19 protein-coding genes are annotated in these 19508 nt (G+C 48.3%); all 19 read left to right on the plus strand.

All coding sequences use genetic code 11. The annotated features are described in order from the left end of the window. The first annotated feature begins 40 nt into the window (after positions 1-40). The 19 genes from ASG02_RS02205 to ASG02_RS02295 all read left to right on the plus strand — a co-directional run bounded on the left by ASG02_RS02205 (position 41) and on the right by ASG02_RS02295 (position 19500). Complete coding sequence (locus tag ASG02_RS02205; RefSeq protein ID WP_056060416.1) at positions 41-796, plus strand: segregation/condensation protein A; 756 nt, start codon at positions 41-43, stop codon at positions 794-796. Further along, positions 786-1358, plus strand: coding sequence for an SMC-Scp complex subunit ScpB (scpB, locus tag ASG02_RS02210; protein WP_056060419.1), 573 nt, complete (start codon positions 786-788; stop codon positions 1356-1358). The genes ASG02_RS02205 and scpB overlap by 11 nt, the downstream gene beginning before the upstream one ends. After that, positions 1358-2119 carry a pseudouridine synthase gene (locus ASG02_RS02215; RefSeq protein ID WP_056060423.1) on the plus strand — a complete coding sequence of 254 codons (762 nt, stop codon included), beginning with the start codon at positions 1358-1360 and terminating at the stop codon, positions 2117-2119. The genes scpB and ASG02_RS02215 overlap by 1 nt, the downstream gene beginning before the upstream one ends. A 126-nt stretch (positions 2120-2245) precedes the next feature. Next, a complete protein-coding gene (locus ASG02_RS02220; RefSeq protein ID WP_035408882.1) occupies positions 2246-2836 on the plus strand; it encodes a redoxin domain-containing protein in 591 nt (196 codons plus the stop codon). Between the two features lie 22 nt (positions 2837-2858). After that, positions 2859-4406: a cytochrome c biogenesis protein ResB gene (locus ASG02_RS02225; protein WP_082478640.1), complete on the plus strand. Its 1548-nt coding sequence runs from the start codon at positions 2859-2861 to the stop codon at positions 4404-4406. After that, positions 4403-5569: a c-type cytochrome biogenesis protein CcsB gene (gene ccsB, locus ASG02_RS02230; protein ID WP_035408879.1), complete on the plus strand. Its 1167-nt coding sequence runs from the start codon at positions 4403-4405 to the stop codon at positions 5567-5569. Before ASG02_RS02225 ends, ccsB begins: the two co-directional genes overlap by 4 nt. 171 nt (positions 5570-5740) lie before the next feature. Continuing rightward, entirely contained in the window at positions 5741-6457 is a 717-nt protein-coding gene (locus tag ASG02_RS02235; protein WP_035408876.1) for a response regulator transcription factor, read from the plus strand. A 2-nt stretch (positions 6458-6459) separates the two neighbouring features. Continuing rightward, complete coding sequence (locus ASG02_RS02240; protein ID WP_056060425.1) at positions 6460-8187, plus strand: ATP-binding protein; 1728 nt, start codon at positions 6460-6462, stop codon at positions 8185-8187. Between the two features lie 33 nt (positions 8188-8220). Next, positions 8221-8769: a cob(I)yrinic acid a,c-diamide adenosyltransferase gene (locus ASG02_RS02245; RefSeq protein WP_056060428.1), complete on the plus strand. Its 549-nt coding sequence runs from the start codon at positions 8221-8223 to the stop codon at positions 8767-8769. Next, positions 8769-10022: an EF-P 5-aminopentanol modification-associated protein YfmF gene (yfmF, locus tag ASG02_RS02250; RefSeq protein WP_056060431.1), complete on the plus strand. Its 1254-nt coding sequence runs from the start codon at positions 8769-8771 to the stop codon at positions 10020-10022. The genes ASG02_RS02245 and yfmF overlap by 1 nt, the downstream gene beginning before the upstream one ends. Next, positions 10019-11290, plus strand: coding sequence for an EF-P 5-aminopentanol modification-associated protein YfmH (gene yfmH, locus ASG02_RS02255; protein WP_231496875.1), 1272 nt, complete (start codon positions 10019-10021; stop codon positions 11288-11290). The genes yfmF and yfmH overlap by 4 nt, the downstream gene beginning before the upstream one ends. Further along, a complete protein-coding gene (ymfI, locus tag ASG02_RS02260; protein ID WP_056060433.1) occupies positions 11290-11994 on the plus strand; it encodes an elongation factor P 5-aminopentanone reductase in 705 nt (234 codons plus the stop codon). Before yfmH ends, ymfI begins: the two co-directional genes overlap by 1 nt. A gap of 94 nt (positions 11995-12088) precedes the next feature. Further along, positions 12089-12871, plus strand: coding sequence for a DUF3388 domain-containing protein (locus tag ASG02_RS02265; protein ID WP_023467698.1), 783 nt, complete (start codon positions 12089-12091; stop codon positions 12869-12871). Positions 12872-12898: 27 nt separating this feature from the next. Next, positions 12899-13798, plus strand: a complete 900-nt coding sequence (locus tag ASG02_RS02270; protein ID WP_056061909.1) for a RodZ family helix-turn-helix domain-containing protein — start codon at positions 12899-12901, stop codon at positions 13796-13798. Positions 13799-13862: 64 nt separating this feature from the next. Next, on the plus strand, positions 13863-14441 hold the full coding sequence (gene pgsA, locus ASG02_RS02275) for a CDP-diacylglycerol--glycerol-3-phosphate 3-phosphatidyltransferase (RefSeq protein ID WP_056060438.1): 579 nt from the start codon (positions 13863-13865) through the stop codon (positions 14439-14441). Between the two features lie 71 nt (positions 14442-14512). Beyond that, complete coding sequence (locus ASG02_RS02280) at positions 14513-15745, plus strand: competence/damage-inducible protein A (RefSeq protein ID WP_056060439.1); 1233 nt, start codon at positions 14513-14515, stop codon at positions 15743-15745. 111 nt (positions 15746-15856) lie between these two features. Next, the gene (gene recA, locus ASG02_RS02285) at positions 15857-16900 is read left to right on the plus strand and encodes a recombinase RecA (protein WP_023467702.1); all 1044 of its coding nucleotides are present in this window, start codon (positions 15857-15859) and stop codon (positions 16898-16900) included. A gap of 193 nt (positions 16901-17093) precedes the next feature. Continuing rightward, positions 17094-18656, plus strand: coding sequence for a ribonuclease Y (rny, locus tag ASG02_RS02290; protein WP_023467703.1), 1563 nt, complete (start codon positions 17094-17096; stop codon positions 18654-18656). Positions 18657-18705: 49 nt separating this feature from the next. Further along, complete coding sequence (locus ASG02_RS02295) at positions 18706-19500, plus strand: TIGR00282 family metallophosphoesterase (protein ID WP_035408850.1); 795 nt, start codon at positions 18706-18708, stop codon at positions 19498-19500. Positions 19501-19508: the final 8 nt, after the last annotated feature.

The following is a 19508-nucleotide window of genomic DNA, read 5'->3' on the forward strand; positions in this document are numbered from 1 at the left end:
TATACTAAGGCGCAAAAAACGTTGATGGGCAGGGAGAATCATGGAATCATACAGTGTAAAGATGGATGCGTTTGAAGGCCCGCTGGACTTGCTGTTACACTTGGTTGGTAAATTAGAAATCGATATTTATGATATATCCGTTTCCATGGTGACGGATCAATATGTGTCCTATATCCGTGCGATGCAACATCTTGAACTAGATATTGCTAGTGAATATCTTGTCATGGCAGCGACGCTGTTGCAACTGAAAAGCAAACAACTCTTGCCGATCGAACAGACGGAATATGATGAGATTCCCGATTTCGAGGAAGAACCGACACGAGAAGGTCTGATTCAACAGTTGATCGAGTATAAGGCATATAAGGAAGCAGCCCTCGTCCTGAAGGAAAAGGAAGAGGCACGCCTTGAGCTGTTCTCGAAACAACCAGAAGATTTGATGCGCTATCTCGATACGGACGCACAAGAGTATAATGGTACGTTATCACTAAGTGATTTATTGCGTGCATATGAAAAAATGCGTCAACGGGAAGCTTGGAAGGTGCGTCGTTCGAAGACGGTCAAACGGGAAGAACGGTCACTTGAGCAACAGATGGAGTCTGTCGCTCGTTACGTCGCGACGCGTGAGCGTACGACATTCTTTGGCTTTTTTGTGGAGCAGCCGACGGTCGAAGAACTGGTCGTCAGTTTCCTCGCCGTCCTAGAACTCGTGAAGCAACGCGTCATTGATTGTGAACAAATGACGGATGACATCTTGTTGCGTAGCATGGTGAAGGAGGAGAGTCAGATTGGCGTATGAACAAATCATTGAAAGCTTGTTATTCGTCGTCGGCGATGACGGCATCGACCCACGTGGTCTCAGTCAAGCACTAGAGATCAGTGAAGCGGCGGCGCGTGAACAGTTACTGGCTCTTCAGACGATGTTTGAAGCAGAGCAACGGGTGTTGCAAATCGTAGAGTCGGGTGGCGTCTTTAAGATGGTGACACGAAAAGAGATGTCGCCGTATATTCAGGCGTATGCGGGTTCACTTGCAGAAGACTCCTTGTCTCGAGCAGCAATGGAGACTCTCGTCATCATCGCGTATAAACAACCCGTCACACGTGCTGACATCGAAGTCGTTCGTGGCGTCAAGACGGAGCGTGTCATCCATACGTTAAGTGCAAAAGGTTTGATTGAAGAAGCGGGACGCGCCAAAGGCGTCGGTCGCGCGAAACTGTATAAAACGACGGATCATTTCCTGGACCATTTTGGTCTAAATAGCATTGAAGAGTTACCGCCACTCGAGTTCGAAGAAACGTTCGAATCGGATGGAGACCTCTTCTTCCGAAATGATCCCTCATTAGAGGAGAGAGTGAATTAATGGAACGGTTACAAAAAATCATCGCACAAGCAGGTGTCGCTTCGCGGCGTAAATCAGAAGAATTGATCACAGCAGGTCGCGTTAAGGTCAACGGTAAAGTCATCACGGAGCTCGGTACGAAGGTCGGGGCGCGAGCGGAAGTCGAAGTCGATGGTGTCAAGCTCGAGCGGGAAGAGCACGTTTATTACATGCTATATAAACCAACAGGTGTCGTCTCGACGGTTGAAGACGATAAAGGACGTAAGACGGTCGTCGATCTCGTACCACCGGGTCATCGTGTCTTCCCAGTCGGTCGTCTCGACTACAATACGAGCGGTCTTCTGTTGATGACGAATGACGGTGAATTCTCAAACCTTCTGCTTCACCCGAAGTATAAGGTACCGAAGCGTTACATCGTCAAAATCAAAGGCGTACCGGAATATTTCCACGTCAAAGGTCTTGAAAAAGGCGTCGTCTTGCCGGACGGCTTTAAGACAGGGAAAGCACGCGTCGAGATGCGTGACATCGATAAGAAGAAAAACACGGCTATCCTCGAAATGGTCATCTACGAGGGACATAACCGCCAAGTCCGTCAAATGGTCGAGACACTCGGTTCAGAAGTCTTGAAGTTGAAACGTGAACAGTTCGGTTTCTTGACACTGGCAGGTCTTACTTCTGGCGAGTGGCGTGAACTTTCAAAAAAAGAAGTCAATCAATTGCGTGAGCTAGCGGATCCAGCCGCTCCACCTACGAAAAGACGTAAGAACACAAAAAAACGTTAATTTGTAAAGCGAGAAGCTCATCCTCCGGGTTGAGTTTTCTTTTTTTGTGACAAAACGATTAACGAATTTCACATTTTGTCAACGTTTAAGCGATTTCAAGTACAATATGGGTGGAGGCGGTAAAATATGAAAAAAACAAAACAAAATCCGGAAGAACGCTTAGCAGCGGCCCAGCAAAAAAAGAAGAAACGCTCCTTCTGGCGTCTGATGATCATGACGATGGTCTTGTTTGCAGGCGCAGTTGTCATCATGCAATTCGTCGATCAGGCGACACGCGATAAAAACGGACGTGTCATGGCTGGCGATGATGCTCCTGGTTTCGCGCTCGTCGATTTATACGGTGAGAAACAGCACTCGATGGATGAATACAAAGGAAAAGGACTTTTACTCAATTTCTGGGGGACATTCTGTGAACCATGTAAGAAAGAGATGCCTTTGATCAATGACAACTATCAGATGATGCAGGATCAAGGTGTCAATTTCGTAGCGGTCAATGTCGGAGAAACACCGGTTCGAGTCTCAAGCTTCATCAAGGATATCGGCGGAACGGATTATCCGATCCTCATGGATACGAATAGTTCGGTCGAGAAGGCTTACGGGATCTACAACTTACCTGTGACGTTCATCATCAACAAAAAAGGTGAGGTCGTCGAGAAATACGAAGGTGAGATTGATCAAGCGAAGCTGGAAGAGATGGTGAAGAAGGCGAACCAGTAACGCATCGAAGGGGGATTTAAGGATGCAGGAGCAAGAAGATTTTAAACAACTGGACATGCGTTACGAGGAAGCAGAACTTCGTTCGAAACGTAAAAATCCATCTTGGATCGACCGGGCATGGACGTTCTTCTCGTCCGTCAAGGTTGGGTTATGGCTGATCGGTCTGATCATCATCGCGAGTGGGGTCGGTACGATCTTCCCGCAAGAGATGTATATTCCGCAGGCAACACCACCGGAAGAATTTTATCAAAAAGAATACGGTACGGCAGGGGATATCTACTATACGTTAGGATTCCACAACCTGTTTGAATCATGGTGGTACATCGGATTAATCACACTGTTACTCTTATCGATCATCATCGTGTCGATTGACCGCTTCTTCCCGCTCTACCGAGCATTGAAGAAACAACCGGTCATCCAGTCGGACCGTTTCATGAATGGTCAGCGATTTGGCGCTGAAGCGACTGGAGACGTCAAAAAAATCGATGCGATCGCACCGTTACTTGAGAAAAAGGGCTATAAAGTTCGTCGGCAAGACGGGGCGCTCTTAGCGGAAAAGCAACGTTTTGGACGATGGGGTCCTTACATCAACCATATCGGTCTTGTACTATTCTTCGGAGGGGCGATGCTTCGGGTCGTACCGGGCATGCATGAAGATGAACTGCTTTGGCTTCGTGAAGGAGAAACATTACCGATCGAGGCGACAGACAACACGTATTACTTGAAGAATGAGGCGTTCAATATCGAGTTTTATGATCCTGAGAAGGTGGACGCAAAATTCAAGAAATCACTTGAAGCAGCGGGCGGAAATGTACCGAAAAACTACGACACGAAGATGACGCTCTATAAAAGAGTCGGAGAGACAAGTGATTTCAAACCGAAACTCGAAGAAGTCAAATCAGGTGAGACGGCAGTCAACCGTCCATTCGAATTCGATGATTTCCAAGTCTTCCAAGAACAATACGCGGCAGATCCAGAATTTAAGACGATGTCGTTTAGCATCGTCAACCAAAAGACAGGTAAAGTCGTGGATACGATCAAGGTCGATTTACGTGAACCAAAAGAGACATACAAGTTGAAAAACGGCTATGATGTCGAATTGAAGGATTTCTTGCCTGATTTCGTCGTCAAGGATGGACAGCCGACGACCAATTCTGGACGTCCTGTCAATCCGGCGTTCGTCTTTAATATCAAATCACCGGAGCACCCAAAAGGGGAGCGTAGTTTGATTGGTATCAAGCTGAATGTCGGTGGGGATGAGAACCAGTACAAGATGGCGTTTGCCGGTACGGAGCTCTCAAACATCTCAGGTGTCCGAATCAAGAAAGACTTGACGCTCCCATTCCTCTTTGCGGGTGGCATCATCTTCATGGCAGGTCTATTGATCGGGATGTACTGGCCGCACCGTCGTCTCTGGTTACGTGAGAAGAACGGTCGCATTCAGATTGCTGGATTTACGAACAAAAACGCATTAGGGCTTCAAAAAGAAGCCAATCTCGCGTTGACGGAAGTTGGTCTACCAGAACTTGAGGACCGACAAAAGTTGCGGGAAGAGGGGGAAGCTAAATGAACATGCTTCAGTTGAGCAGTAATCTGCTCCTAACGTCATTCATCGTCTACCTCGTCAGTACAGGTTTTTTCGCTGTTGCGACGAGTGGTAAAAAAGGTCCGACACGTTCTGGTAAGATCGCCTATACGCTCGCGATCATCGGTTTTCTTGCTCAGTTAGGGTATTTCTTTACGCGCTGGGCGGGTGCTGGACACGTTCCGGTCTCGAACTTATACGAATACACGACATTCTTTGGTATGATGATGGTCCTTGGATTCTTAATCGTCTATGCCATCTATAAAAACAATGTCCTTGGCTTGATTGCAATGCCGGTTGCCTTGCTCGTCATCGCTTATGCGTCGATGTTCCCGGATGAGGTCCAACCCTTGATTCCGGCACTTCAAAGTGTCTGGCTCAAAATCCACGTTACGACGGCAGCGCTCGGTGAGGGGATTCTCGCTGTCAGTTTTGCGACCGGATTGCTCTATCTGGTCCACGCGACGGATTTCAATAAAGAATCGAAAACACGGACATGGCTTGAGATCGTCATGTTCTCACTCGTTTGTGTCGTTGGTTACATCCTCGTCGGCCTCTTGTTCAAAGCAACAGGTTCTGCATCAACGATCGAATACGTCGCGAAGAATGGTGCGAAGATGACACATGAATACACGATGCCGGTTCTGACAGGTCCTGAGAACGGAAAAGTCTTATCTGGTTCAGGTGCCGTCATTGAATTGCCGAACTTCTTGAATGCGAATAAGGTCAATACGGTCTTATGGTCAGTCATTGGTGGGGTCGTCTTATATGTGTTGCTACGTTTCGTAGTTCTCCGTAAGCGTGTCGCAGAGAGTCTGAAACCAATCGCGCGGAAGATTGATCTAGAAACAGCTGATGAGATTAGTTACCGTGCGATCGCAATCGGTCTTCCGATCTTTATCCTTGGCGGATTAATCTTCGCAATGATTTGGGCGCAAATGGCATGGAGCCGCTATTGGGGCTGGGACCCGAAAGAGGTTTGGGCACTGATCACGATGCTCTTCTACGTGTTCTATCTCCACATGCGCATCCAGCGTGGGTGGATCGGTAAAAAATCAGCATGGTTATGTGTTGGTGGTTTTGCTGTCATCATGTTCAACCTTGTCTTCGTCAACCTTGTCGTAGCGGGATTACACTCGTACGCATAAGGAAAAGAAAAGCAGCGGATCCGGAAACGGTCCGCTGCTTTTTCATGTTTCTCTGACAAAAGAGTATCGTTTAGGGGAAATCAACCAGTGCAAGCCATTCTTTTCGTTTCATAGTATACTAAAAGAGTAGTAGGATAGAGGAGTAGAGTTTAGTTTATAGGAGGAGACAGCATGTCAGAAGAAGCACGTATTTTAGTCGTCGACGATGAGGAACGAATTCGTCGCCTGTTGAAGATGTATCTGGAGCGGGAAAATTTCACGATCGAGGAAGCAGACAATGGAGAGACGGCGCTTGAAATGGCGCTTGAGACAGAATACGATGTCATTCTCCTCGACTTGATGATGCCGAAGATGGACGGGATGCAAGTTTGTGAAGAACTACGGAAAACGAAAGCGACGCCGGTCGTCATGCTGACGGCAAAAGGTGAAGAAACGAATCGCGTCCATGGGTTTGAAATGGGGGCAGATGATTATATCGTCAAACCATTCAGTCCACGTGAAGTCGTTTTGCGTGTCAAAGCAATCCTTCGCCGAGCGAGTGCAACGAAATTCCTCCATACGGATGCGAAAACAAAAGATGTCATCGTCTTCCCACATTTGACGATTGATAATGACGCACACCGCGTGACGGTTGAATCACAAGAAGTCAATTTAACACCAAAAGAATATGAACTCCTGTATTTCTTGGCAAAACAAACGGACAAAGTATTCTCACGCGAACAACTACTCAAGGAAGTCTGGAACTATGAATTTTTTGGGGATCTTCGGACGGTCGATACACACGTCAAACGTCTGCGTGAAAAGCTGAATCGTTTGTCTCCGAACGCTGCTCAAATGATCACGACGGTCTGGGGTGTCGGATACAAGTTCGAGAATAGTCCGACCTGACGATGAAATGGTTGCAAAGTGTAGTCATCAAACTATGGGGCACGATCCTATTGCTTGTCTCGGTCGTCTTGATCGCCTTGACGATCTTGTTACTTGAATTTTTCAACTCTTTTCATATCGAACAGGAGCGGGGGCACCTTGCAAAGCTCGGTCAACAAGTCGAGACCGTCTTTCAGGCGCACTCCGGTATCGAGGAAGGATCGAGTACTGCTGTCGAAATCACGGATATATATGGCGCGACATTAATTGCGAAGACCCAGGACGATTCTGTCGAAGCGAACATTTCACAAGCGAAAGCGAACCGGATTATCAAGGAGCTCGAACGTCAGAACTGGAAAGCGATCGATGGTGAAGAAGGTGAAACGGCAATCGGTAATTACGAGACCTTCGATGGAAAGGCGGCACTCGCGTATCGAGCACCGCTCATTACGGATAGCGGCAACGGAACGATCTACTTGATCGAACAATTGACGAATATCGAGCAAGCGAATGAAGGCGCACGTCAAATCATTCAGCTCTGTGTCTTGTTAGCGATCATCGGGACGACCGTCTTTGCTTTCTTCCTATCGACACGGATCACCGCACCACTACGGACGATTCGTCAAGCCGTCGTTGAGGCCGGTGAAGGGAAATTCGATCAAAGCCTGACGCAACGTTCACGTGATGAGATTGGTGACTTAGCGCTTGCCTTTAACGAGATGAGTAGCCAACTCAATCAATACGTCACGGATCTCGATAAGGAGCGGCATTTGCTCTCCTCGATTCTGCGCTGTATGGCAGACGGCGTGTTGACGTTCTCAAAATCAGGTGAGCTACTCGCGACGAATCCACCAGCTGAAGCATTTCTTGCAGGTTCTCCCGTACCGGATGAACTGATCGAGCTGTTCCAGACAGTCATGAAGGAAGAGACAGAGATGACGGTTTCGTTTGAACGGGAAGGACGCTTTTACATCATCATCGTCAGTCCGTTACTCGAACAAGAAGAGCAGATCGGAGCGGTCGCTGTCCTGCGCGACATGACGGAAGCACAACAACTGGAGAAGATGCGGGCCGACTTCGTCGCGAATGTCAGCCATGAACTGCGGACGCCACTCGTCATGTTGCAAGGGTATTCGGAAGCGATCGTCGACGGGATGACGGAAAGTGACGAGGCGACGAAAGAATTTGCATCAATCATCTATGATGAATCGCAACGCTTGTCCCGTCTCGTCAATGATCTACTCGATCTCGCGCGGATGGAAGCCGGTTATCAGGAGTTACGGATTGAAGCCATCGAAACGGTCTCGTTTGCACAGCGAGTCATCAAGAAATTCAAACAAATGGGACGCGATAAGCAGGTCACTTTCTCGGTTTCCGGTCCGAACATCACATTTGACGCCGATCCGGATCAGATGGAACAAGTCTTAACGAATCTTCTTGGAAACGCCCTTCGTTATACGGAGAACGGAGAAATCAAGATTAAGATTGACGAAGATAGGGAAGACATTACATTATCCGTCATCGATTCAGGTGACGGGATTCCGGAAGAAGATCTACCTTTCGTCTTTGATCGTTTCTATAAGGCGGACAAGGCACGAACGCGCGGTAAGACCGGTACAGGAATTGGTCTTGCGATCGTCGCGAACGTCGTCCGTGCTCATGGTGGAGAGGTCGAAGTCGACAGCCGCTTAGGAGAAGGAGCGACTTTCCGAATCCGATTACCAAAAAAACAAAGGAAGCGAACATTATGAGTCGCTTCCTTTCGCTATAGGAGTGAATAAAACATGAAAATTTATACGAAATCAGGCGATGAAGGAGAAACATCCCTTGTCGGTGGGAGAGTCAAAAAAAATGATCGATTGATCAGCTTGATGGGAGAACTCGATGAATTGAATAGCTTCGTCGGACTTGCTCGGACCAAAGCATCATCGATCGAAGTACGAGAACAATTGACGGTCATCCAGCATGCGTTGTTCGACTGTGGCAGTGACTTGATGTATGTCGAACCTCGTCCATCACGGTTAAGTCAGGAAGCAACAGTTGATTTAGAAAGTTGGATTGATAGTTTAACGGAATTATCGCCACCACTCGACAAGTTCATCTTACCAGGCGGAACGGAAGCGGCCGCGACATTGCATGTGGCACGGACGGTCTGCCGTCGCGTCGAACGTTCGATGATCGATGTTCCCCAAACGGCTCATTTGTTACCGTTCATCAATCGGCTCAGTGATTTCTTTTTTACAGCAGCCCGTTATGAGAATGCCGTTAACCAAAAAGCAGATATTGAATACGTTCGCAGTGCGCATGTGTTCAAACGAAAGGATGGAGAGTAATGAGTCAGTCATTTAGCACATGGAAAAAGGAAGGAACGAGCTTCCACCTCGTTCCGACCGATAAATTCAAGACGACGACGATCCTCGTCACGTTTTCAGCACCGCTAGAGGCGAAAACACTGACTAGCCGCGCGATTTTACCATACATCATGGAAAAATCGACAGCTACTTATCCGTCGATGAAAGCATTACGTGAGCCACTTGAGACATTATATGATGCGGGGCTTTATGCGGACGCGTCGAAGTTCGGAGAAGAGCACGTCATCTCGTTCCAACTTGATGTCGTCCGTGGAGAACTCGTCCATCACCCGTCGTTATTAAAAGAAGCACTTGAATTGCTAGAGCAAATGGTGCTGTATCCAGACTTGACGGAAAGTGGTTTCCGCGAACAGTTCGTCAAACAAGAAAAGCGACTGCATGCCTTACGAATCAGCTCGCTGTACGACGATAAGATGCGCTACGCACAGCAGCGTCTCCTTGAATTGATGGCACCAGGTGAAGCCGTCTCGTTACCATCGCTTGGGACAATCGAAGAACTCGAACGGATCACTCCATCGTCCTTGCGTGATACATACCGTTCGATGATCGAAGACGATCGAATCGATGTCTTCGTCGTCGGACAGGTGACGAAGGAGGAAATGGAAGATGCGTTGTCCTTCTTGCCATCGCACTCAGAAAAAGTCAGCCATTACATCCCTGAACAAAAACCGGTCAACGGTGTGAAACGGTCGAGCGAAACGCAACCGATCAAACAAGGGAAGCTGCACCTTGGTTACCGGGTAGCGGTCGATCCGACGTCTGCCGATTCAATCCGGATGCAAATCGTCAACGGTCTGTTCGGTGGATTCCCACATTCGAAACTGTTCATGAATGTCCGTGAAAAAGAGAGTCTCGCGTATTATGCGGCTTCACGATATGCGGCATTAAACAGTGCACTCTACGTCTATGCAGGGGTTGACACAAAAGAAGCGGAACGTGCCGAGAAAATCATCCTAGAGCAACTCGTTGATTTGAAGGCGGGACAGTTCACGGATGAAGAATTGACACAGACGAAGGCGATGTTGATCAATGCGCGCCGTCAAATTCTTGATCAGCCGGGGCAATTGATTGGTTGGTTGAATGGTTCGAAGATGCGTGGACTGACACTTGAAGATGAGATCCACATCATCGAGACGGCGACACGTGAAGACGTCGTTCGATTAGCAACGGCAATCGATCTAGATGCCGTATATCTATTGCGAGGTGAAGCATGATGGAACAACTGACTTATCACGATACAGACGAAACGGTATACCACGAGCAGCTCGATAATGGCTTATCCGTCTATCTGTTGCAAAAAAAAGGATACGAAAAGACGTATGCGACGTTTACGACACGTTATGGTTCGATTGATCAACGATTTAAAAAAGGAGAGGAATGGATCACGGTACCGGACGGCATCGCCCACTTCCTCGAGCATAAGATGTTTGAATCCGAAAAAGGTGACGTCTTCCAAGAGTTCGGTCGTCTCGGTGCCTCAGCGAACGCCTTTACCTCGTTCTCACGAACAGCGTACTTGTTCTCAGCAACGTCACTGATCGAACAAAACCTCGAGACATTGATCGATTTCGTACAAGATCCCTACTTCACGCCGGAAAGCGTTGAAAAAGAGAAGGGGATCATCACGCAGGAAATTCAGATGTATCAAGATAATCCAGGGTGGCGTCTGTTCTTCGGTCTAATCGAATCGATGTATGCGACGCATCCGGTCCGAATCGATATCGCAGGAACACCGGAATCGATCAATCAAATCACAGCCGATGACCTATACACGTGCTATCGTACGTTCTATCATCCATCAAACATGGTGTTGTTCGTCGTCGGAAACATCGACCCGGAAGAGACGCTGGCATTGATCAAGGCGAATCAGGCGAAGAAGGATTATACGGATCGCCCGGCGATTGAACGGGATTACGGTCAAGAACCGCACGGCGTGCATCGTCCACGTCTTGAACTCGAGCTCGACGTCAAGACACCGAAGGTATTGATCGGCTACAAAGACGAATCTGTCCGCGGCGAAGCACAAGTCCGTCGTGAGTTGACGAGTGAATTATTATTGCACCTCTTATTCGATCAAACATCATCGACGTATTTGGAATTGTATGAAGACGGTCTGATCGACGATACGTTCAGCTTTGATTACTCGAGTGAAGAAGAGTTCGCCTTCGCGACGTTCGGCATGGAGACAGAGGATCCAGACAAGTTTATCCAAGCGTATGAGACACTTCTGCAAACTCGTCCTGACTTTACGGAAGACGAGGTCACGCGCAAGCGGAACATGATGCAAGGGAAATTCCTCCGTGCCTTGAATTCACCGGAATTCATTGCTAATCAGTTCTCGCGTCACGCACTTGCCGGTACGAATCTGTTCACGCTTCCGACATTGATTGCTTCGATTACGAAAGAAGAGATTGAAGCCCGTTTCGACGAGTTGTTCGCCATTGAAAACCGGGCGATCTCAATCGTCAAACCGTACGCGTGATGCGAATCCTCATCACCGGTGCGAGTGGCGCCATTGGTCTTGCGGCAGCAAAACAACTTGCTGCCGCCGGACATGAATTGGTGCTTCAGACGTATCGACAGCAAGCGGTTTTGGAACGGATGATAGAGGAGTGGCAAGGAGAGCACCACATCCTGACGGCGAATTTAGCGGATGATGAGGACTTGCAGGCATTTTGTACGGCGTTACCTGTCGTCGATGCCTTCGTCCATTGTGCCGGAACGAGTTATAGCGGTCTGTTGCTCGATCAATCGGCAACATCAATGAGTGAACTTTGGAGAATACATGTCGATGCGTTGATGCGCATCAGTCAAACCGTGACGCGGACGAAACCGTTTACGTCGCAGCTGGCGATCGTCGTCATCAGTAGTGTATTAGGGGAACAAGGTGTCGCGGGTGAAGTTGCCTATTCGACGTGCAAGGCAGCACAGCTGGGCTTCGTCAAAGCATACAGTAAAGAACTTGGACCAATGCATGGACGCATCAATGCGATTACGCCAGGATGGATTGATACGCCGATGAACGCGATTTTTTCTGAGGATGAAAAGGCAGAAGCGATTGCTGAAATCCCTGCCGGACGATTCGGAAAAGCAGAGGAAGTAGCTTCCGCGATCCGTTACTTGGTGCAACCAGAATCGAGTTATGTGTCGGGAGCCATCCTTAAAATAGATGGTGCGTGGATGTAAGCATTGGAATTTCAGTTCAGGAATGCTTTTCATTTTTCAAAAAATCATTTAACATGAGGAATGGATAATCGTATCAATAGAGGAGGATGGGCGCGTGAGTGAGTTCGAGCAATGGTATCTCGAATATGAATTAAAGGTCAACCGTCCCGGTATACTCGGGGACATTGCTTCGTTGATGGGAATGTTACATATTTCGATCGTGACGATCAATGGTGTCGATCATCAACGACGCGGTATGTTGCTCCAAACGAAACAACCGGATCAAATTCCACGACTCGCTGCTATTCTCAAGACGATGTCAACCATAGAGGTCATCAAACTACGAAAACCAAAACTGCGTGATCGGATCGCGATTCGTCACGGTCGTTATATCGATCAAAGCAGTGATGAACGAAAGACGTTCCGCTTCGTTCGGGAAGACTTAGGGATTCTCGTCGATTTCATGGCAGAGCTGTGTAAACAGGATGGGCACTTGTTGATTGGTGTCCGCGGTATGCCACGAGTCGGGAAGACGGAATCGATCGTCGCTGCAAGCGTCAGTGCGAACAAGAAATGGTTGTTCCTTTCTTCGACGCTGATCAAACAGACGGTACGAACGTCGTTATTCGATGACGAACGGACTGGGGATTACGTCTACATCATCGATGCCTTGGTGTCGCAACGGAATTTCGATGAACGGCACTGGCAGATTTTACGCGAAGTCATGCGACTACCGGCGACGAAAATCGTCGAACATCCGGATGCATTCGTCAAATCAAGTGAATATACGTGGGATGATTTTGATTACATCATTGAATTACGCAACACGACAGAAGAAATCATTGTGACTGAACTGCCTCGTTCCCATGGGGGAAATGATTGGTTCAACTTTGAATAAGTATGAAAAATGGAAGGTGTGTTACCGATGACCGAGCTCGGAACCTACTTAAAGGAACAACGAGAGGCGCTAGGCGTCTCTCTCGAACAAATTCAAACGACGACGAAGATTCAAAAGCGTTACATCGTCGCGATTGAAGAAGGCAACTATGATCAATTACCAGGTGCTTTTTACGCCCGGGCCTTCATCAAGACATATGCGGAAGCACTCGGTCTTGACGTCGACGAAGTCTTCACGACCTATAAGCGTGATCTTCCGGAACCGGAGGCACAACCGGTCGTCGAATTATCACGACGCGCGACGTATTCGAAATCAAGTGCACCGAAGAAAAGCGTTGCAAAGCGCTGGATTCCGAACATCATCATCATCGTGCTGATTTTTGCGATTGGTGCTGCCTTGTATTATGGACTTCAGATGTTCCTCGACGGTAACGAAGAGGCAAAAACGTCTGCACCGAAGCAAAACGATGTCACGATCGACCAAGGAGACGCACCGAGTAAAGAAACGGATGCGCCTGCGAAGACAGAAGAAAAGCCGAAGGAAGAACCGGCGAAACAAGAAGAAACAAAAGAAAAACCTAAAAAAGAAGCGCTTGCTGCGAAGTCGACATCTGGTCAAGATGTCACCTATGAAGTCGCAACGAAAGATACGATGAGTGTCTCGATTCAAATCAAGAAAGATGCCTCTCCATCACCATTCGTTGGTGTGCGTGATACATCCCTTGAAGGAGAAGCACTCGCGCCAGATCACATCAACGCGTCGGATCCGAATCCGATCGTCGTGAAGGACGCGAAGACGGACTTGATCCGGATCCGGATCGGTTCGATTAAAGGGATTGATAAAATCGTCGTCAATGACCAAGAACTGAAACTGAACCGTTCGCTTCTCGTCCAAAACATCTATCTGAAGAAAGAAGCCACGCCGTAAACCGGCGTGCCTTCTTTTAGATGGCATATTCATCTACATATGAAATGAAGGAGGAGGGCGTTACATGAACTTACCGAATCAATTGACAGTATTACGCGTTTTATTAATTCCCGTGTTCGTCATCGTACTTGCGATTGATCCGAACTGGGGACAGTGGGATGTACTAGGAGCTGAACTTCCCGTCTCACACTTCGTTGCAGCCATCATCTTCCTTGTTGCTTCACTGACGGACTGGCTCGATGGGTATATCGCCCGCAAACAAAATCTAGTAACGAACTTTGGAAAATTCATGGATCCACTTGCCGATAAGATGTTAGTCGCTGCTGCGCTCGTCTACCTTGTGGAACTTGAGTTCGTTGCGGCATGGATCGTCGTCATCATTCTCTGCCGTGAGTTCGCTGTCACAGGTCTTCGTCTTGTCGCATCTGACGAAGGCATCGTTCTTGCTGCCGGAAACTCTGGAAAAGCAAAGACATGGGTCCAGTTGACATCGATTACAGCGTATTTATTGCACGATATCGTTTTTGCGATGTGGAATATTCCATTCGCAGATATCACGATGTGGCTTGCTCTTATCTTGACGATCTATTCAGGCGTCGAGTATTTCTCGAAAAACATCAAGTTAATTACGAAATCCATGTAAGTTGGATCAATTTAGACTGTTCGTCATACCGAACAGTCTTTTCTTATACTTCAAGAAGGTGAGGAATCAACATGAAAGCAGAAATCATCGCAGTCGGAAGTGAGCTTCTCCTTGGAGAAATCGCCAACACGAATGCACAGTACCTTTCCGAATGGCTAGCCAGTGCAGGAATTGACGTTCATTATCATACAGTCGTCGGTGACAACCGCGAGCGGATGCAGGAAACGTTCCGTCAGGCGCAACAGCGGGCGGATCTCCTTGTCATCACAGGGGGGCTTGGACCGACCGAGGATGACTTGACGAAAGAGGTGCTCGCTGACCTGCTTGGGCGCGATCTCGTTCTCGATCAAGCAGCGTACGAAAGAATCGAAGGATTCTTGAAGACACGTCAACGGGAGATGACGAACAATGAACGGAAACAAGCATTAGTCATCGCTGGCGCGACGGTTTTACGCAATGATGCGGGTCTTGCTCCCGGTATGTCGGTGCAGACGGAGCACCACCAATATATCGTTTTACCCGGTGTGCCACGTGAGATGAAGCAAATCCTCAAAGATCACTTCAGTCATTTGTTCGGTCAAGAGACAATCCGTTCCCGAACACTACGTTTCTTCGGAATCGGAGAATCGGCTCTAAACGATCGCCTGGAAACGTTAATCAAAGAAGCAACCAATCCATCGGTCGCCCCTTATGCGGAACTCGCTGAAGTACGGTTGCGTCTGACTGCTAAAGCACTCGATCAACAGGAAGCCGACCGTATGCTCGATGAACTGGAACAACACGTACTGGCTGAAGTGGGCATGTACTTTTATGGATATGGCGAGACAAGCCTGCCGGAAGTCGTACTGAAACGGTATCAAGAAGCAGGATTGACACTGTCACTCGCCGAATCACTGACGGGAGGAGCTGTCGCAAGTGGACTCGTTGATGTCAGCGGTGCGAGTCAAGTGTTGCGTGGGAGCGCCGTCGTGTATGATGATGCAGCGAAGCAAGGCGTATTATCGGTACCGGAAGTTTTGTTACGAGAGCATACTGCTGTCAGTAAAGAAGTCGCAATCGCGATGGCTGAAGGGGTACGCGAACTGTATCAATCCGATATCGCCGTCGCGTTGACAGGGGAAGCAGGTCCAACAAGCAACAGCGGAAAAGTGGTCGGAACCGTCTATTGTGCTGTTGCGGACGCACATGGAACACGCATCGTCGAATGGCAATATCCATCGTTCGACCGGGGAATGATTCGACTGCGCGCCGTCAAGGATACCTATTTCCTTCTACTGAAACATCTCGAAAAAGCATCCGAGTGAGAAAATTGGTCAAAGTGCAAGTATGCGAATAAATGTTCGTAAAATGCTTGTCATTCGGTCTCAAAAGAAGTACAATAATCTCAGTAAGATAATTAAAAGGAGGCCTGCTACGTGAGTGATCGTAAAGCAGCACTTGAGATGGCGTTACGCCAGATAGAGAAACAGTTCGGTAAAGGTTCCATCATGAAACTCGGAGAAAATGCGGATCAGAAGGTATCAGTGATCTCTTCTGGATCGATTACATTAGATATTGCCCTAGGTGCAGGTGGATACCCACGTGGACGGGTCATCGAAGTATACGGACCTGAATCGTCAGGTAAAACGACGGTAGCGCTTCATGCAATCGCAGAAGTTCAAAAACAAGGTGGACAAGCAGCATTCATCGATGCAGAGCACGCGCTTGATCCAGCATACGCAAATAAACTCGGTGTCAACATCGATGAGCTCCTCTTGTCACAACCGGATACTGGGGAACAGGCACTTGAAATCGCGGAAGCACTCGTTCGTTCTGGTGCGGTCGATATTCTTGTCGTCGACTCTGTTGCGGCACTCGTACCAAAAGCAGAGATTGAAGGCGAGATGGGTGACTCACACGTCGGTCTTCAAGCGCGTTTGATGAGCCAAGCGCTCCGTAAGTTGTCTGGTGCAACGAATAAATCGAAAACGATCGTCATCTTCATCAACCAAATCCGTGAAAAAATCGGTGTCATGTTTGGTAACCCGGAAACGACTCCAGGTGGTCGAGCACTCAAATTCTACTCGTCTGTTCGTTTAGAAGTGCGTCGTGCGGAAGCGTTGAAAAACGGTACGGACGTCGTCGGTAACAAAACGAAGATCAAGGTCGTCAAAAACAAAATTGCTCCTCCGTTTAAACAAGCAGAAGTTGATATCATGTACGGTCTCGGTATTTCGAAGGTCGGTGAGTTGATCGACATCGGAACGGATCTGGATATCGTTCAAAAGAGTGGTGCATGGTATTCGTACAACTCAGAGCGTCTTGGTCAAGGGCGTGAGAACGCGAAGCAATACATGGTCGAGCATCCGGAAGTCGCAGCAGAGGTCGAACGTTTGATTCGTGAACATCACGGTCTCGTCGATCGCGAAGAGCCGGTTGATTTCGAAGCAGAACAACCAGAAGATCTATTTGCTGAATAAACCGTTTCAGAGAGGATTCGCATACGAATCCTCTCTTTTTTAGTGTAAAAGAGGAAAACAGTGGAATTCTTTCCCGTCCGTTCGTTGACAATGAACGAGTGCTATCCTTACAATATAGATGTACGTTTTTTAGACAGCTTCGATGAAATACCGAAATGAACTAAGAAACACCTTGCAAAGGGGAGGTGAACCCATGAGTACACTGACTTGGATTGTCATACTTCTCCTCACTTTGCTGATCGCATTCATCGTAGGCTACTTCTTGCGGAAATCGATTGCAGAAGCGAAAATTCAAGGCGCAGAAACGGAAGCGAATAAAATCGTTGAACGTGCGCGTGAATCGGCTGAGGCAACGAAAAAAGAAGCCGTACTCGAAGCGAAAGATGAAGCATTCAAACTTCGTAACGAAGTGGAAAAAGAATTGCGTGAACGTCGCCAAGAGCTAGCGAAACAAGAAGCCCGGTTGCTCCAGAAAGAAGAGACACTCGATCGCCGTGTTGACGCTATCGACCGTAAGGAAGATCAAATCAATACACGTGATGCAGAGATCGCGAAACGGAAGCATCAAGCTGAAGAACTAGAGCGCAAAGTAGAGGACCTGTATGAACAGGGACGTCAAGAGCTTGTCCGCGTCGCGAATTTATCGCAAGACGAGGCAAGAACAATCATCATGGATGAGACGAAACAGGCTGCTTTACACGACGCAGCCATTCTTCAAAAAGAAATCGAACAAAAAGCAAAAGAAGAAGCCGACAAGAAAGCACGTAACATCTTGTCACTTGCGATTCAACGGTTCGCCGCTGAACATATCGCAGAGACGACTGTATCGGTCGTCAACTTGCCGAACGATGAGATGAAAGGTCGCATCATCGGACGGGAAGGCCGCAACATCCGTACGCTCGAGACCTTGACTGGGATCGACTTGATCATCGATGATACGCCGGAAGCCGTCATTTTGTCTGGTTTTGACCCAATTCGTCGCGAAGTCGCTAAAATGGCGCTCGAGAAATTGGTTCAGGATGGTCGGATTCACCCGGCTCGTATTGAAGAGATGGTCGACAAATCCCGTCGTGAAGTCGACGAGCGGATTCGAGAAATCGGGGAAGAAGCGACGTATGATGTCGGAATCCACGGCATTCATCCGGACCTTGTCAAAATTCTCGGTCGCTTGAAGTACCGTACGAGTTACGGACAGAACGTCCTGTATCACTCACTTGAGGTTGCCCACCTTGCAGGTATGATGGCAGCTGAACTTGGAGAAGATGTCACGCTTGCGAAGCGTGCAGGTCTTCTGCATGATATCGGGAAAGCGATCGACCACGAAGTCGAAGGCAGTCACGTTGAGATTGGTGTCGAGCTCGGTACGAAGTACAAAGAGCATCCAACCGTCATCAACGCGATCGCATCACACCACGGAGATACGGAAGCGACATCTGTCATTTCTGTCTTGGTTGCAGCTGCGGATGCATTATCTGCTGCTCGTCCAGGTGCACGTCAAGAGACACTCGAAAGTTATATCCGCCGTCTCGAACGCCTCGAGGAAATCTCGGAATCGTTCGACGGTGTCGAAAAATCATTTGCGATCCAAGCGGGTCGTGAAGTCCGCATCATCGTTCGACCTGACGTCGTCGATGATGTACTGGCTCACAAGATGGCGAGTGACATCCGGAAAAAAATCGAAGAAGAACTCGATTATCCGGGACACATCAAAGTCACGGTCATTCGGGAAACACGAGCAGTCGAATACGCGAAATAAGTGGAGTGGCGGGCGACCGCCACTTTTTTTAATGAACGGAGGAACAGCAATGAAGATTTTATTCGTCGGAGACGTCGTCGGTGCACCCGGTCGACATATCCTGCAACAATTTACAGCACGCTTGAAAGCGAAATACAATCCGAACGTCATGCTTGTCAACGGTGAAAATGCAGCACACGGACGCGGCATCACGAAATCGATTTATCATCAATTCCTCGAACTCGGATTCCACGGCATCACGATGGGGAACCATACGTTTGATAACCGTGACATCTTTGACTGGATTGACGACGCGGACCGGATCATCCGTCCTGCGAACTATCCGGAAGGCACACCAGGTCGTGGGATGATGATCGTTAAGGCAGGCAATAAAAAGATTGCCGTCATCAACGTCCAAGGAACGGTCTTCTTACCACCTCTCGGTGACCCGTTCCGTACCGTTGATGAACTGATTGCGGAAGTCGAAGGAAAAGTCGATGCGATCTTCGTTGATGTCCATGCGGAAGCAACGAGTGAAAAAATCGCGATGGGTTATCACCTCGATGGTCGTGTACAAGCTGTCGTTGGCACACATACGCACGTCCAGACAGCAGATGAGCGTGTTCTTGACGGAGGAACGGCTTATATCACGGATGTCGGGATGACAGGTCCGTTGAACGGTGTGCTCGGGATGCGTCAGGAAGATGTCCTACGAAAATTTAAGACACAGCTCCCAACGCGGTTTGAAGTTGCCGAAGGACGGGAACAACTTAATGGAGTCTTGATTCATATCGATGACACAACAAAAAAAGCAACGAAGATTGAACGGATTCATCTGACGGATCAGTCAGTATTCTTCGACTGATTGCCATT

The sequence above is a fragment of the Exiguobacterium sp. Leaf196 genome, from assembly GCF_001423965.1.
Classification (GTDB): Bacteria; Bacillota; Bacilli; order Exiguobacteriales; family Exiguobacteriaceae; genus Exiguobacterium_A.

Bases quoted from the DNA above. Each gene is read 5' to 3' on its own strand.
- ASG02_RS02215 (WP_056060423.1), top strand. From the start codon at position 1,358: ATGGAACGGTTACAAAAAATCATCGCACAAGCAGGTGTCGCTTCGCGG.
- ASG02_RS02205 (WP_056060416.1), top strand. From the start codon at position 41: ATGGAATCATACAGTGTAAAGATGGATGCGTTTGAAGGCCCGCTGGAC.
- ASG02_RS02225 (WP_082478640.1), top strand. From the start codon at position 2,859: ATGCAGGAGCAAGAAGATTTTAAACAACTGGACATGCGTTACGAGGAA.
- ASG02_RS02240 (WP_056060425.1), top strand. From the start codon at position 6,460: ATGAAATGGTTGCAAAGTGTAGTCATCAAACTATGGGGCACGATCCTA.
- pgsA (WP_056060438.1), top strand. From the start codon at position 13,863: ATGAACTTACCGAATCAATTGACAGTATTACGCGTTTTATTAATTCCC.
- yfmF (WP_056060431.1), top strand. From the start codon at position 8,769: ATGAGTCAGTCATTTAGCACATGGAAAAAGGAAGGAACGAGCTTCCAC.
- ASG02_RS02235 (WP_035408876.1), top strand. From the start codon at position 5,741: ATGTCAGAAGAAGCACGTATTTTAGTCGTCGACGATGAGGAACGAATT.
- ASG02_RS02280 (WP_056060439.1), top strand. From the start codon at position 14,513: ATGAAAGCAGAAATCATCGCAGTCGGAAGTGAGCTTCTCCTTGGAGAA.
- ASG02_RS02245 (WP_056060428.1), top strand. From the start codon at position 8,221: ATGAAAATTTATACGAAATCAGGCGATGAAGGAGAAACATCCCTTGTC.
- ASG02_RS02295 (WP_035408850.1), top strand. From the start codon at position 18,706: ATGAAGATTTTATTCGTCGGAGACGTCGTCGGTGCACCCGGTCGACAT.
- ASG02_RS02270 (WP_056061909.1), top strand. From the start codon at position 12,899: ATGACCGAGCTCGGAACCTACTTAAAGGAACAACGAGAGGCGCTAGGC.
- yfmH (WP_231496875.1), top strand. From the start codon at position 10,019: ATGATGGAACAACTGACTTATCACGATACAGACGAAACGGTATACCAC.
- ymfI (WP_056060433.1), top strand. From the start codon at position 11,290: ATGCGAATCCTCATCACCGGTGCGAGTGGCGCCATTGGTCTTGCGGCA.
- rny (WP_023467703.1), top strand. From the start codon at position 17,094: ATGAGTACACTGACTTGGATTGTCATACTTCTCCTCACTTTGCTGATC.
- ccsB (WP_035408879.1), top strand. From the start codon at position 4,403: ATGAACATGCTTCAGTTGAGCAGTAATCTGCTCCTAACGTCATTCATC.
- ASG02_RS02220 (WP_035408882.1), top strand. From the start codon at position 2,246: ATGAAAAAAACAAAACAAAATCCGGAAGAACGCTTAGCAGCGGCCCAG.